Source organism: Nonomuraea sp. NPDC059023 (genome assembly GCF_042740095.1).
Lineage (GTDB): Bacteria > Actinomycetota > Actinomycetes > Streptosporangiales > Streptosporangiaceae > Nonomuraea.
The window spans coordinates 68181-82794 of sequence record NZ_JBHYIO010000021.1; the positions used below are offsets into that span (position 1 = coordinate 68181).

Annotated in this window: 11 protein-coding genes; 5 read left to right on the forward strand and 6 right to left on the reverse strand. The window is 71.5% G+C overall.

Translation table 11 applies throughout. The annotated features are described in order from the left end of the window. Positions 1-407: 407 nt before the first annotated feature. Positions 408-1049 carry a hypothetical protein gene (locus ACFWYW_RS31915; RefSeq protein WP_379617887.1) on the reverse strand — a complete coding sequence of 214 codons (642 nt, stop codon included), beginning with the start codon at positions 1047-1049 and terminating at the stop codon, positions 408-410. 423 nt (positions 1050-1472) lie between these two features. Continuing rightward, positions 1473-3203 carry an L-aspartate oxidase gene (locus ACFWYW_RS31920; protein ID WP_379617885.1) on the reverse strand — a complete coding sequence of 577 codons (1731 nt, stop codon included), beginning with the start codon at positions 3201-3203 and terminating at the stop codon, positions 1473-1475. 81 nt (positions 3204-3284) lie between these two features. On the opposite strand from ACFWYW_RS31920, the gene ACFWYW_RS31925 reads away from it, so the two are divergent. After that, positions 3285-4202, forward strand: coding sequence for an RNA polymerase sigma-70 factor (locus tag ACFWYW_RS31925; RefSeq protein WP_379617883.1), 918 nt, complete (start codon positions 3285-3287; stop codon positions 4200-4202). A 140-nt stretch (positions 4203-4342) separates the two neighbouring features. Next, complete coding sequence (locus ACFWYW_RS31930; protein WP_379617881.1) at positions 4343-5188, forward strand: SDR family oxidoreductase; 846 nt, start codon at positions 4343-4345, stop codon at positions 5186-5188. On the opposite strand, the gene ACFWYW_RS31935 is transcribed toward ACFWYW_RS31930, so the two are convergent. The 4 genes from ACFWYW_RS31935 to ACFWYW_RS31950 form a co-directional block, all read right to left on the reverse strand. Beyond that, positions 5167-5709 carry an RNA 2'-phosphotransferase gene (locus ACFWYW_RS31935; protein WP_379617879.1) on the reverse strand — a complete coding sequence of 181 codons (543 nt, stop codon included), beginning with the start codon at positions 5707-5709 and terminating at the stop codon, positions 5167-5169. The genes ACFWYW_RS31930 and ACFWYW_RS31935 overlap by 22 nt on opposite strands. Then, a complete protein-coding gene (locus ACFWYW_RS31940) occupies positions 5709-6524 on the reverse strand; it encodes a PIG-L family deacetylase (RefSeq protein ID WP_379617877.1) in 816 nt (271 codons plus the stop codon). Before ACFWYW_RS31940 ends, ACFWYW_RS31935 begins: the two co-directional genes overlap by 1 nt. Positions 6525-6535: 11 nt before the next feature. Continuing rightward, positions 6536-10150, reverse strand: a complete 3615-nt coding sequence (locus ACFWYW_RS31945; protein WP_379617875.1) for a hypothetical protein — start codon at positions 10148-10150, stop codon at positions 6536-6538. A 338-nt stretch (positions 10151-10488) separates the two neighbouring features. Next, entirely contained in the window at positions 10489-11604 is a 1116-nt protein-coding gene (locus tag ACFWYW_RS31950; protein WP_379617873.1) for an ROK family protein, read from the reverse strand. 89 nt (positions 11605-11693) lie between these two features. Here ACFWYW_RS31950 and ACFWYW_RS31955 point away from each other — a divergent pair, with 89 nt between their 5' ends. Genes ACFWYW_RS31955 through ACFWYW_RS31965 form a run of 3 tightly spaced genes read left to right on the forward strand, consistent with a single transcriptional unit; the run spans position 11694 to position 14606 of the window. Further along, positions 11694-12950: an ABC transporter substrate-binding protein gene (locus ACFWYW_RS31955; RefSeq protein ID WP_379617871.1), complete on the forward strand. Its 1257-nt coding sequence runs from the start codon at positions 11694-11696 to the stop codon at positions 12948-12950. Then, positions 12947-13783 carry a carbohydrate ABC transporter permease gene (locus tag ACFWYW_RS31960; RefSeq protein ID WP_379617868.1) on the forward strand — a complete coding sequence of 279 codons (837 nt, stop codon included), beginning with the start codon at positions 12947-12949 and terminating at the stop codon, positions 13781-13783. The genes ACFWYW_RS31955 and ACFWYW_RS31960 overlap by 4 nt, the downstream gene beginning before the upstream one ends. After that, on the forward strand, positions 13773-14606 hold the full coding sequence (locus tag ACFWYW_RS31965; RefSeq protein ID WP_379617866.1) for a carbohydrate ABC transporter permease: 834 nt from the start codon (positions 13773-13775) through the stop codon (positions 14604-14606). The genes ACFWYW_RS31960 and ACFWYW_RS31965 overlap by 11 nt, the downstream gene beginning before the upstream one ends. The last annotated feature ends 8 nt before the right edge of the window (positions 14607-14614 follow it).

Below are 14614 nucleotides of genomic sequence, written 5' to 3' on the forward strand. Positions count from 1 at the left end.
ATAGGGGCCCCAGGCTGGTAATTCCGGCGATTGGCGGGATTGCCCAAGAGCGCGGACTTCGCGCTTCGGGGGCTCAGGCAGTGTTCCCGCCCGAAGGGCACGGTCTTCGCATGGGAGCGCTTCGCGCCTTGGGCTCAGGCTGCGTCCCATTGGGGCTCCGCCCCAAGCCCCGCCCGAAGGGCATGGGCTTCGCAGAGAGGGCGCTTCGCGCCTGGGAGCTCAGGCTCCGTCTCCTTGGGGCTCCGCCCCAAACCCCGGTCAACCGCTCGCGCCCAGGGGCACCGGGAACGGTTGATGACCAGGCGCGGCAGGTGGTCATGAACCGTGGCAGGGCGGTGATGTGTAAGTCGTTCGACCCCGCCGATACCAGCCCGGTGCCGCACAGGTGGAGAGGTGATTCTGCGGATTCAGTTTTGGTGAGCAGTGGCGACGGGTGTCAGGGCGAGCTTGCCTGTCCCTCGCACCACGGTGTCCTTCGTCAGAGTGTGGGGGGTGACACCGTACGAGGTGGCGATCTCGGGGGCCAGGTACGCGGCTTCGACCGCCCATTCATCGAGTTCCTCGGCGCTTGCGGTCGCGAGATCGGCCGGGAGCCCCAGGCTCAGCAACCGCGCCTGCTCCTGCGGCAATGGGAGGCCCAGGGCCGGCAGGTCGTCATCTGTCGCCGCGTATCGTCGGACGAGGTTGCCGTGTTCGGCCACCAGCCACGCCGAACCATCGCCCTGCTCGCCGAAATAGTAGGCCTGACACCGGGCATACCGTGCGCTCAGCGCCAGGCACAAGCTGAGCACGTCTTCGTCGCACGGATCACACCATGGCCCGATGACCAGGGTCCAACCGTCCACTTCGGGACTGACGTAGACCTGATGGTCCAGACCGCCGTGCACAGCGGTGTCGATCATTTCCCTGGCTTGGGCGAAGGTCATCGGCCGTGACGCGGTCAGCCCGAGCGTCTCCATGACACCCGCCTGATCACCCGTGGGCACCGCGATCCAGTAGTTCCAGCAGCTCCACACCGGCTCAGGCCGGTCCTCCTGTTCGGCCCGCACAGAGGCGAGTATGCCAGGCCTGGTTGATCACCGGCCACCCTGGACAGGGCGTCGGGAGACGGTGCGGTTCCCCCGGCCGGGGTGGCCGTGCTCCTCTTCCCGGACCGAGACGGCCTGCGGGTGGCCGGGTTCGATCGTGAGGCGTAGCTGTGGGAACGGGAAGGGCCGCGGTCGGTGCGCACGTCGCTGCCCCTCGTTGCCGGCGGGCATCGCGGCGATCGGCCTGGTGCGTCCTATGCGGAAGGCGGCGTGGAACGCACAGTTCGCGCTGGGCCGAGATACCTTGCGGCGCCCGGTTATGGGCGCGTGCAAGCGGTCTCCTTTCCGTCGCATCCGATCACAGCCCGCGTATCATCGCAGAACGGTTGGATCGTGAGTGGCCGCGGTGGGACAGCGCGCAAGGGTCCCGCCGGAGACGATCTTCTACTCGACGAGTTTGCCCTCGCTGGAGACCTCGCGCATGAGCGCGGCGATCTCCGTGGGAATCGCGGGGATGGCCTCCCTCTCCACCGATCCGGGGCCGGACCACACGAGGTTGACCTGCAGGGCCGGGTCGAGCTCGGGGTAGTCGGAGCGGTTGTGGCAGCCGCGGGTCTCGCGGCGTTCGAGCGCGGTCTCGATCGTCGCGCGGGCGGACAGGGCGGCGGACTTCAGGTCGAACGCGTGCGCCAGATCCTGGAATCCGGCGATGTCCGGGTGCACGCCGACCTCGCCGATGCGCGTCTCCAGCGCGGCGAGTTCGTCCAGGCCCTTCAGCAGCCCGGCTTCGTCGCGGACCACGCCGGCGTGCTCCGTCATGATGTCGCGCAGGGCGCGCTGCAGGGCCCGCACGTTCTCGGGCCCGTCGGCGGCCAGGAGTTCGTCCACCTCTGCCCGCGCTTCGCCGAGCGCCTCGGCCGAACGGCGCTGCGCGGCCAGACCGGCGGAGTAGGCGGCCGCCTCCTGGCCGACGATGCGGCCGAAGACGAGCAGCTCGATGAGCGAGTTGCCGCCGAGGCGGTTGGCGCCGTGCAGGCCGCTGGCGGCCTCGCCGATCGCGTACAGGCCGTCGACCCCGGTGCCGTGGTCCTCGGGCCGCACCCAGACGCCGCCCATCGAGTAGTGCGCGGTGGGCGCGATCTCGATCGGGTCCTTGGTGATGTCGAGCATCTGCAGCTCCATGAGCGTCTGGTAGACGCGCGGCAGCCGTTCCATGATCGTCTGCCGGGGGAGGTGCGACACATCCAGCCAGACGCCGCCATCGGGGGTGCCGCGCCCTTCCTTGATCTCCGTGTACGCGGCCAGCGCGATCCTGTCACGTGTCGACAACTCCATGCGTTCCGGGTCGTAGCGCGACATGAAGCGCTCACCGAGGTGGTTGCGCAGGATGCCGCCTTCGCCGCGGGCGGCTTCGGAGACGAGGGTGCCGGCGGCGTTCTCGGGGGCGATGAGGCCGGACGGGTGGAACTGCACCAGTTCGGGATCGCGGATACGGCAGCCGGCGAGGCTGGCCAGGCGGAAGGAGTCGCCGGTGTTCTCGTCGCGGCGCGAGGAGGTGCGCCGCCAGATGCGGGTGTGGCCGCCGGCCGCCAGGATGACCGCGTCGGCGTGGATGACGTAGCGGCGGCCGTCGTTCAGGTCGAAGCCGTACGCGCCGAAGACCGCGTTGTCCTTGACCAGGATGCGGGTGATGTAGGCGGTGTCGAGGACGGGGATGTCGAGCTGCGCCGCCCGGTTGATCAGGGTGCGCTGGATCTCCAGCCCGGTGTAGTCGCCGGCGTAGGCGGTGCGCCGGAAGGTGTGGGCGCCGAAGAAGCGTTGCGAGATGCGTCCATCCTGCTCGCGGGCGAACGGCATGCCGTACCGCTGAAGATCTTCGATGCCCCGCGCGGCCCCTTCCGTGACAATCTGGACGGTGTGCGGGTTGGCGAGAAGGTAGCTCTCCTTGAGGGTGTCGGCGGCGTGCTGCTGCCAGCTGTCCTCGGGGTCCATCGTGGCCAGTGCCGCGTTGATGCCGCCGGCCGCGAGCGAGGTGTGCGCGTCCGCCTTCGGCCGTTTGCCCACCGCCACAACGCTGACGCCGCGCTCGGCGAGCTCGATCGCGGCCCGCAACCCGGCCCCTCCGGTGCCGATGACCAAGACGGATGTGGCGATCCGGTGCTCTGGCGAATACATGGCGCTCCCTTAACCGCATCTGCGAAGAACAGTTCCTAATGTAATGACCTGATGCCGGCGTGATTCGTGACGTTGGCGCTGGTGAGAACGGTCACACTCGGCCACCGGCGCCGGGCGGGGGAGAAAGTGGAGGATCTCGACGAGGCCCTGGCGGTATTCGACGGCGTGCGGTCGCGCCTGTTCGGGATCGCCTACCGGATGCTGGCCAGCGTCACCGAAGCCGAGGACCTGGTCCAGGACGTCTGGCTACGCTGGCAGGCCTACGACCGTTCCACGGTGGAGAGCCCCAGCGGGTTCCTGGCGACGATCACCACGCGGCTGGCGATCAACGCCGCCCAGTCCGCCCGCGTACGCCGCGAGACCTACCTCGGCCCCTGGCTGCCCGAACCCGTCGACACCGCCGCCGACCCCTACCTGGGCGCCGAGCGGGGCGAGGCTCTGGAGTTCGCGGTCCTTTTGCTTCTGGAACGGCTCTCGCCGCCCGAACGCGCCGCCTATGTGCTGCGCGAGGCGTTCGACTACCCGTACCGGGAGATCGCCGAGATCGTCGAGCTGAGCGAACCGGCGGTCCGCCAGCACGTCAGCCGCGCCCGCAAACACCTGCGGGCCGGGCGCCGGGCCGCAGTCACCGCGGCCGAACAGCGCAGACTGCTGGAGGCCTTCGTCACCGCCGCCCGCTTCGGAGAGCTGGAGGCGCTGGAGAAACTGCTCGCGGCCGATGTGACCAGCTACTCCGACGGGGGCGGGGCCGCGCGCGCGTCCCGGTTTCCGGTGGAGGGCGCTGTGCGGGTGGCGAAGTACGTCAAGGCGTTCGCCGGCCACTTCTGGGTGGGGGTGGAGGTGGCATGGGCGAACACGAACGGCCAGACCTCGGCCATGCTGACCCGCGACGGCCAGGTGTTCACGGTCCTCACGATCAACGCCACGCCGGACGGCATCGACCAGGTGCTGTGGATGATGAACCCCGCCAAGCTCCGCGGAGTGGAGCCAAAGGCCTGAGCCTGTCATACGGAAGATCATCGCACCTCCCAACCGGCCGACCTCGCCCCGGTCGAGGGGTCGCCGGGGTGGAGGGAGTCTCGCGGCACCTGTGGTCGCGATGGGCCGGCGTCGCGCGGGAGGCTCTACGGTGGCCAGCCATGAGAATCATCATCGTCGGCGGTAGCGGCTTCCTTGGCGGTGAGCTCGCCCGGCGGGCCGTGGCCGCCGGGCATCAGGTGGCCGCCACCTATCAGACCCGCCCCGGCCGGGCGGAGGGAGCCGAGTGGCTGGAGCTCGACGTGCGCGACCGTGCCGCCGTCGCCGGCCGGATCGCCGCGTTCGGCCCCGACGTGGTGGTCAACGCCGCCTACCGGCCCGCGGACTGGACGGTGACGGCGGTGGGCGCCGCTCATGTGGCCGGCGCGGTGTCCGGCAGCGGCGGGCGGCTGGTCCATGTGTCCAGCGATGCCGTCTTCTCCGGTAAGGCGGTCGTCTATGCGGAGACGAGCGTCCCCGACCCGATCAGCCCGTACGGGGCGGCGAAGGCGGCGGCGGAGGTGGCCGTGCGGGCGATCGTCCCCGCGGCGGCGATCGTGCGGACGTCCCTGATCATCGGGGACGGCGGTTCGTCGCACGAGGCGTTCGTCCACGCGCTGGCGGCGGGGCGGGAGGGCGTGTTGTTCACCGACGACGTGCGCTGCCCCGTGCACGTCGGAGATCTCGCCGCCGCGCTCCTGGAGCTCACCGGTCCCGACGCGGTGGGGGTTCACCATGTCGCCGGTGCGGACGCGGTGAGCCGGTACGAGCTGGGGTGCCTGGTCGCGCGGCGGGACGGGCTCGATCCGGCCCGCCTGCCGACCGGCAGCCGCGCCGCCACGGATCTGGGCGGGCCGCTCGACGTGCGGCTGGACTGCCGGCTCACGCAGGCGCGGCTACGAACCCGGCTGCGCGGTGCGCGCGAGTTCTTGAGCCCTTCGCCGGGTCAGGCCGGGAAGCGGAGGTAGACCGGCGGCACGGTCGTGGCGAGCCACACGCCGTTGGCCGTCAGGTGGAAGTCATGACCGGAGGCGTGCATGGCGGCGGCGTCCACGACGAGGATGACCGGACGCCCGCGGCGGGCGCCCACGCGCCGGGCGGTCTCGCGGTCGGGGGAGAGGTGCACGTGGTGGCGGTTCATGGGACGCAGGCCCTCGGCCCTGATGGCCGGCAGGACCCGGGCCACCGTGCCGTGGAACAGGACCCCGGGTGGCGTCGCGACGGGCAGGTCCAGGTCGACGGGGATCGAGTGGCCCTGGTTGGCGCGGATCCGGCCGTCCTCGACGGTGAAGCGGCGCTTGTCGTTCCGGGCGACGGCCTCGTCGAGCTCCTGCCTGGTGATCGGGAAGTCGTGGGCCGCGGCGGCGGCCAGGAACGTGCCGACGTCCGTCCAGCCGTTGGGGTCGAGCTCCAGGCCGATCCGGCCGGGCTCGTGCCGCAGGTGCTTGGACAGGTACTTCGAGACGCGCACCAGCCGCCGCTCGTCCATCAGCGCAGCCCGGCGAACAGGTCGTCCTCATGGTCGGGGGCCTCGACCGTGGAGCTGACGCGGATGAAGGCCTCGTGGGAGAAGGCCATCCTCTGCGCCTCCTCGGGCATCTGCAGGACGAAGATGCTGTCGCCCTGGCTGGCGTGCGCGCGCAGCGCCTTCAGCTTGCGCTCCACCACCGCGGAGCCATCCACGACGGAGGTGATGAGCTCGTCGGGGGTGCCGAAGTCGGCGTCGGGGTCGAAGTCCTCGCCGAAGTCGACGCCGGCCGCCTTCATCTGCTCGAACATCTCGCGCATCCGCGCGCGGGGGATGGCGGTGTAGTAGAACTTCGCCGGGATGCCCGTGCTCTTGGCCGCGGCGACCGCGACGCGGTGGGCCTGGATGTGGTCGGGGTGGCCGTAGCCGCCGTTCTCGTCGTAGGTGACGACGACCTGCGGGCGGTAGCGCTCGATCAGGGCGCTCAGCTTGGCCGCGGCCTCCTCGACCGGCACGTTGGCGAAGGAGGAGGCGTCATGGTTGGCGTCCCAGCCGTCCATGCCGGAGTCCTGGTAGCCGAGCAGCTCGACATGGGTGATGCCCAGGTGCCCGGCCGATTCGCGCAGCTCGGCCAGCCGCTGCTGGGCCACGGCGGCGGCGTCATGGCCGTCCTGGCCCGGCTTCACCCCGCCCACGCCGTCGCCCTGCTCCCCGTTGGTGCAGGTCACGAGGACGGTGCGGATGCCCTCGTCGGCATAGCGCGCGAGGATGCCGCCGGTGCTCAGGACCTCGTCGTCGGGGTGGGCGTGTACGGCCATCAGCGTCAGTTGGTCCATGAAGGTGGAGCCTACTCGGCAAGCCCGACAAATCCCGCGCCGGTCTCACACGGCGGCCGGTACGGCAGGCCGGGGAAGTGCACCGCCCATTCCGCCGCGGTGATCCGTGGGAAGGCGGCTTCGCACAACCGGGCGGCCAGCCGTACCGTGCCGGTCTCCCAGACCAGCGCCGTGCGGTCGTGACTGCCGGTCGCCACGGTGTGGCCGTCGGGACCGAACGCGACGGAGGAGACCCCGTCGGCGTGCGCGCTCAGCGAGGCCACCTCCACGGGACGGCGGCGGTCGGCCAGGTCCCACAGACGCAGCGAGCGGTCGTTGCCCGTGGTGGCCAGCGTGCGGCCGTCCGGGCTGAAGGCGACCATGGAGACGCTGCCGGTGTGGCCCTTGAGCGCGGCCAGCGCGCGGGCGCGCGCGGGGTCGGTGACGTCCCACAGGCGCGCGGTGCGGTCGAAGCTCGCCGTGGCGAGGGTGCGGCCGTCGGGGCTGTAGGCGAGGGAGTTGATGCCGTCGGCGTGGCCGGTCAGCGTGGACAGGGGGATGGGGCGGCTCAGGTCGGTGACGTTCCACAGCCGGGCGTAGTGGTCCCAGCCGGCGGTGGCCAGGGTGCGGCCGTCGGGGCTGAAGGCGAGCGTGTTGACGCCTTCGGCGTCGGCCGTGAAGCCGCCCGTACGGCGGGGCCGGCGGGGGTCGCGTACATCCGTGAACCGCACGGTGGTGTCGAGGCTCGCGCTGGCCAGGGTGGTGCCGTCGGGGGAGAAGGCGACGGCGTTGACGTTGGCGGTGTGGCCGGTGAGCGTCGCGAGCGGCCCGGGGCGGGCGGCGACGTCCCAGAGCCGGACGGTGCGGTCGTAGGCGGCGGTGGCCGCGACGGCGCCGCCCGGGCTGAACGTCACCCCCCAGACGGCGGCGTCGTGGCCGGTCAGGACGGCGCGCTGCCGGGTGCGACCGGGTTCGGAGACGTCCCACAGACGCAGCGCGCGGTCCTCCCCGACGGTGGCGAGCGTGCGGCCGTCGGGGCTGAAGGCCAGCCAGTAGACGCCGCCGGTGTGCGCGGTCAGCGCGGGGTGGGGCAGGTCCCAGAGCCGGACGGTGTAGTCGTCGCTGGCCGAGGCCAGCGTGCGCCCGCCGGGGGCGAACACGGCCGAGACCGCGTTGCCGGTGTGGCCGGTGAACGTGGTCAGGGCCCGGGGCTCGTCCGGGTCGGTGACGTCGGTCAGGCGTACGGCGTCGTCGTGCCCGGCGCTGACGAGCGTGCGGCCGTCGGCGCTGAAGGCGACCGAGCGCACGATCTCCTCGTGGCCGCCGGCGCGCGCCTTAGCCCGCGCGCGGGTCCCGGCGACCTGCCAGAGGCGGACGTCGCCGTCGTTGCCCGCCGTGGCGAGCAGGCGCCCGTCCGGCCGGTACGCCACCCAGGCCACGGGCCCGGTGTGCCCGCGCAGGGAAGCGGGCCGGTCGGGGTCGGCCAGATCCCACAGCCGGGCGGTGCGGTCGAAGCTGCCGGTGGCCAGCGTGCGCCCGTCGGGGCTGAACGCCACCGACACGACGGCGGCCCCGTGACCTCGCAGGCTCGCCGCGACCCGCGGCCCGGCGACGTCCCACACCCGGGCGACGCGGTCGTCGCCCGCCGTGGCCAGGAGCCGGCCGTCGGGGCTGAAGGCGACCGCGTTCACGTTGGCGTCGTGCGGCAGTACGGCCGACGCCGGCCGCCCGGGATCGGCGAGGTTCCACAGGCGTACCGTGTGGTCCCAGCTCGCGGTGGCGGCCAGCCGGCCGTCGGGGCTGAAGGCGGCGGCGTTGACGTTGCCGCGGTGCCCGCTCAGCACGGCCAGCCGGCGTGGCCGGTGCGGATGGGTGATGTCCCAGAGCTGCGCGGTCCGGTCGCGGCTCGCGCTGATCAGGCTGCGGCCGTCCGGGCTCACCGCGACCGAGTTGACCCGGTCGCTGTGGCCGGTGAGCCGGGTGGCGTACGGGGTGGCGAAGACGCGCAGCAGGCTGTTGCGCGCGTCCTCGGTGGGTGACAGGCGGTAGGCGGCCAGGCTGAGCTGCGCGGACAGCGCCGGGTCCGTCTGGCGGAGCCGGTCGGCCGCGGCGGCGACCTTCTGCGACAGGGCGAGGTCACGCTGGCGGGTGGCGGCCTGTTCGGAGCGGACGGCGTAGATCGTGGTGGCCGTGGTCAGCATCACCAGGACGGCGAGCAGCGCCGTGAGCCGCCGCAGGCGCCGGGCCCGTCGCCGCGCCGCGGCCTGGTCCTCGGCCGCCGCGGTGGCGCTGGCGGCCAGGAAGTCGCGTTCGCGCGGCGACAGCAGCGGACGGTGCGCGGCGGCCCATTCCAGGGCGACGGCCAGCCGGGTGCCGCGGTGCAGCGCGGCGTGGTCCCTGGCCTCCTCCTCCCACGCCTCGGTGGCCTCGGTGATCTGGCGGTGGACGCGCAGGCCGTCGCGGTCCTCGGCCAGCCAGGCGCGCAGGCGGGGCCACGACCTGATCAGCGCTTCGTGCGCGATCTCGACGGCGTCGCCGTGCAGGGTGATGAGCCGGGCGCGGGCCAGCGCCTCGAGCACCCCGGCGGCCCGCGGGTGGTCGAGCTCGCCGCGCGAGATGCGGCGCCTGGTGTCCTCTGTGCCCTCGCCGAGCGCGGTGAGCCGGAGGAAGATCTGCCGGACCAGCGCCTGCCCGTCCGCGCCGAGCGCGTTGTAGACGGCCTCGGAGCTCTGGGCGACGGCGCGTTCGATGCCGCCGGTGGCCTCGTATCCGGTCAGGCTGACGGTGTTGCCGCGGCGCCGCCGCCAGGTCTCCAGCAGCGTGTGGGACAGCAGCGGCAGCACGCCCGCCTGACCGGTGGCGTCGGCGACCAGCCGGGAGACCAGCGCGGTCTCGACCCGGTAGCCCAGGTCGACGGCCGGTTGCGTGATCGCCCGGTGGAGTTCCTCCGCGGTCATCGGGCCGACCAGGACCTGCGCGTCCTGCAGGACCTCGGCCAGATCGGGGTGCTGGGCGCAGTGGTGGTAGAAGTCGGTGCGCACGCCGATGACCACGCGGGTACGGTTGCCCGGATCGCCCTCCGCGGCCACCAGCGCCGCGATGAAGGCGGCACGCTCCGCGGGGTCCTGGCACAGGGTGAACACCTCTTCGAACTGGTCGGCGACCAGCACGAAGTCCTGCTCCGCGCCCTCCATGGCCACGACCTGCCGGGTCAGCGGGCCGAGGCCGGCGGGCCGTTCGGTCAGATCCCCGAGCAGCCCGCCGGGCGCGACGCCGAGCATCGCGCCCAGGCCGGTCGCGCACGCGCGCAGCGGATGGGCGCCCGGGGTCAGCACCAGCGAGGGCCGCCCGGCGAGCGCGGGCAGCAGTCCCGCGCGCAGCAGCGACGACTTGCCCGATCCCGACGCCCCGAGCACCGCGACGAACCGCCGCTCCGACACCATCGTCCGTACCCGCTCCACGAGCCGCTCCCGTCCGTGGAAGCGCTCGGCGTCCTGCTGCCCGAAGGCCGCCAGTCCGAGGTACGGCGCCGCCGCCCCGTCGGCCGGCTCCTCCGGGGCCAGCTCATCGGCCAGCCCGTACCATCGGGCCCGCCATTCCCGGAGGTCCCCGCCGCACGAGGCGACATAAGCCAGCGTTACCGACAAACTCGGAAGTTTACGGCCCCCGGCGGCCTCAGAAAGGGTACTGGCCGAATAATGCGCGCGTTCGGCGAGTTCCCGGTACGACGGCGTCCCGGCCTTTTCCCTGAGTTTCCGCAGATCCGCCGCGAACCGCGATAACCCATCGTCAGCCGGGCCCAGCGGACGCTCCTGGCGAGGTATCGTCGCCCCCCTTGTCGATGGGCCAGCGGCATTCATTGTTCAGCGGTTGATGTTCGGTGTCCAGCGGTGAGACCGGACACCCCCTTTACTCCAATACATCGACATCAACCCCGGCGAGCTCAAGGGATACCGCTGATTACAACGTGCCCGCCGCCCCGCGGTCAGCGGGCGCCGACCGTGGCGGCGAGCACCAGGCAGGCGGCGCCGATGGCGTGGGCGCTGTCGTCCCACGGCCGCACCGAGATCTCCAGGCCCGACAGCACTCCGCCCTCCACCGCGGGGCGGAATCCCGGCTCCAGATAGGGCCACAGCACATGGCTCTCACCGATGACCGTGAGGGCCCGCACCGCCAGCACGTTCACTATCCCGGCCGCCGCCCTGCCGAGCGTGGCTCCCGCCTCGGCCATCAGGTCGCGGATGCCGGGCGTGCCGGCCAGCGCGAGCGCGTGCAGCTCGTCCACGGCCACCGCCCGTGAGGTCAGCCCCCGCTCCAGCGCCCGCGCGGCCAGCGCGTAGTCCGCGGCGTAGGTCTCCACGCAGCCGCGCCGCCCGCACACGCACGGCGGGCCGAGCGGGTCGACGGGCACGTGCCCGAACTCCCCGGCCACGCCGTCCGGTCCCCGGTGCACCCGCCGGCCGAGCACGATGCCCATGCCGACGCCGCCGCCGACGGCCAGCACGAGGAAGTCGTCGTGGTCGCGCCCGGTGCCGAACAGCAGCTCCGCCGTGGTGCTGGCGCGCGTGTCGTTGTCGATCAGCACGGGGACCGGCAGCAGCTCGGCCAGGCGGGGGCGCAGCGCCAGGTCCGACCAGCCGAGGTGGGGCGAGAGCCGTACCACTCCCTTGGCGGGGTCGATCACGCCGGGAACGGCGAGCCCGACGCCGCGCACGCGCTCGCCCGCGCCCGGCTCGCCGAGCACCTCCAGGCACATCTTGGCCAGCTGCTCCACGGGCTCGTGGCGCGGGTCGAAGGGCTGGGTGAAGCGGCGTACCTCGCTGCCGTTGAGCCGCATGAGCACGCCCACCACGTGCGTGTGGTGCACGCGCAACCCGAGCGTGTAGGCGGCGTCCGGCAGCACCTCCAGCGGTACCCGTGGCCGGCCCCGCCCGCTCACCTGTGGAGCGAGTTCTCGCAGGTAGCCTAGGTCGATGAGCCTCCGCGTGTGCTCGGTGACGGTGGCCGCACCGAGCCCAAGGCGGGCCGCGATCTCCGAGCGGTTGAGCGGCTCCCGCCCGAGCATGGCCAGGATCTCCGCCCTGACCAGATCTTCGCGCAATGTTCCTCCTGCCCCTTGACGTCCTCGGCCGACCAAGCCTAGGGTCCACGACCATAATAATTTCGTCGCCGAAATTAAGGAAACCGCACATGAAGGGCTTTCTGGCAGCGGGGCTCGCGCTCGTCCTCGGAGCCACCGCCTGTGGCGGTGGCGGTGCATCTGGTACGGCGGGCGGCGCCAAGCAGGACGACGGCACGATCACCCTCGACTGGGAGATGTGGGCGGGCAGCGAGGACGAGAAGGCCCAGCTGGACCACCTCGCCAAGCTCGTCACGCAGCAGAACCCCAAGGTCAAGATCGCGCTGCGCACCGCGCCGTTCAACGACTACTTCACCAAGCTCCAGACGGAGTTCGCCGCCGGCAAGCAGGCGTGCATCGTCTCCATGCAGAGCCTGCGCCTCGGCGCCTACGCCGACCTCATGGAGCCGCTGACCGCCCCCGACGGGTTCGCGCCGGCCTCGCTGGAGGCGCTGAAGATGGGCGGCAAGCAGCTCGCCCTGCCGTACGACCTGGCCTCGATGCTCGTCTACTACAACAAGGACGCCTTCGCGAAGGCCGGGCTGCCCGAGCCGAAGGCGGGCTGGACGGTCGCCGACTTCGAGAAGGCCGCGAAGACCCTGTCGAGCGGCGGCAAGGCCGGGTTCGGCATGTCGTTCTCCGACCTGCACACGCTGTCGCTGCTGCTGTCCTACAACGGGGCCGCGCCGGTCACCCAGGACGTCAAGCTGCAGCTGGACAGCCAGCCGATGGTCGACGCCCTCACCTGGTACGCGGGCCTGGCCAAGAGCAAGGCCGGCAGCGTGCCCGCCTCCTCGGCCGAAGGCGGCTGGGGCGAGACGCAGTTCGTCAACGGCAACGCGATGATGGCCGTGGACGGCTCCTGGAACCTCGGCTCCCACATCAAGGACGCCAAGTTCGCCGTCGGCCTCGCGCCGCTGCCCGCCGGGCCGGGCGGCTCCAAGACCTACGTCGCCGGCTCCGGCTTCGGCGTGGCCAAGAGCTGCCCCTACAAGGCCGAGGCGATCAAGGCGGTCGAGACGCTGACCGGCAAGGACGCCCAGGCCTACCTCGCCGGCGTCGGGCGCGGCTTCCCCTCCCGCACCGAGCAGCAGGCCGGCTACGAGGAGTTCCTGGTCAAGCAGGACGCCGGCAAGGCCGCCGACGTCAAGGCGGCCATGAGCGCGGTCAGGGAGGGACTGGACGGCGGCACCCCGCTGTTCACCACCAAGAACTGGGACAACGTCAACAAGCTCATGGCCCAGTACTTCCTGCAGGTCTACACCGGGGCCCAGGCGCCCAAGGAGGCCCTTGCCACCATCCAGCAGCAGGGAGCGCGCGGCCAGTGAGGACTCGGGAGACGTGGAGCGCGCTCGGGTTCGCCACCCCGAGCGTGCTCGGCCTCGGGCTGTTCACGCTGTTCCCCGTCGGCATGGCCGTGGTCATGAGCTTCTTCGACTGGCCGATGCTGGGCGGCAGCGAGTTCATCGGGCTCGACAACTTCCGCTACCTGTTCGGCGAGGACCCCGACTTCCTGGCCGCGTTGCGTAACACGTTCGTCTTCACCGGCCTGTACGTGCCGCTGAACATCCTGCTCGCGCTCGGACTGGCCTTCTGGATCAGCAACTCGCGCTGGCAGAACCTGTGGCGGGTGCTGTTCTTCATCCCGGCGATCACCCCGATGGTGGCCAACGCGGTCATCTTCAAGCTGCTCTTCCAGCTCGTCGGCACCGAGCCGAACCTGCTGGCCGACGGCCGTACGGCACTGCTGTCGGTGGTCGCGATGAGCGTGTGGCAGGGCTTCGGCTACAACATGATCGTGTTCTCGGCGGCGATCAACGAGATGCCCAAGCCGGTGCTGGAGGCGGCGTCGCTGGACGGCGCCACCGGCCTGCGCCGCCTGGTGAGCGTGCAGTTGCCGCTGATCTCGCCCGCGCTGTTCTTCGCCACCACGATGACGGTGATCACCGCGCTGCAGGTGTTCACGCAGCCGTACATCCTCACAGCCGGCGGTCCCGGCAACGCCACCGAGACCCTCGTCATGAACGTCTACCAGGCCGGCTTCCAGTCGCGTGACCTGGGCCTGGCCGCCGCGGCGGCATGGGTGCTGTTCGCGATCATCCTGGCCGTCACGTTCGTGCAGTTCCTCGGCCAGAAGCGGTGGGTGCACTATGAAAGTTAAGAGCCCCCTGAAGAGCGCCGTCTCGCACGCCCTGCTGGCCGCGGTCACGCTGGCCTTCCTCTACCCGCTGATCTTCGCCGTCGCCACCGCGCTGAAGCCGGCCGGGGAGACCTTCTCCGACCCCGGCTCGCTCGTGGGCTCCTCGATCCGCTGGCAGAACTTCGCCGACGTCTTCACCTACGTGCCCTTCCAGCGCTACATCCTCAACGGGGTGCTGGTCGCCGGCGTCGGCACGCTCGTGGTGCTGACCGCCTCCGCGCTGTCGGCCTACGCCTTCGCCGCGCTGCGCTGGCGCGGGCGCGACGGCGTCTTCCTGATCTTCCTGGCCACACTGATGGTGCCGCAGGAAGTGCTGGTCGTGCCCATGTTCATCCTCATGCAGTCGCTCGGCTGGGTGGACACCTACCAGGCGCTGATCTTCCCGTGGGCGTTCACCGCGTTCGGCACGTTCCTGCTGCGCCAGTTCTTCCGCTCGGTGCCGCGCGAGATGCAGGAGGCCGCCCGCATCGACAGCGCCGGCGAGCTGCGCATCTTCACCCAGATCATGCTGCCGATGGCCCGGCCGGCGCTCGGCGTGCTCGCCGTCTTCACCTTCATCAACTACTGGAACAGCTTCCTGTGGCCGCTCATCATGATCAACGACGTGAGCGCGCGGGGCACCGTCCCGCTCGGCCTGCAACTGTTCTTCGGGCAGAACGGCAACCAGTGGCACCTGGTCATGGCCGCCTCCATCGTCTCCATCCTGCCGACCCTGCTGCTGCTCATCGCCCTGCAGAAGCACCTGGTCAAGGGCATCGCCACCGCCGGCCTGGCCGGCCGCTGAAAGGATCG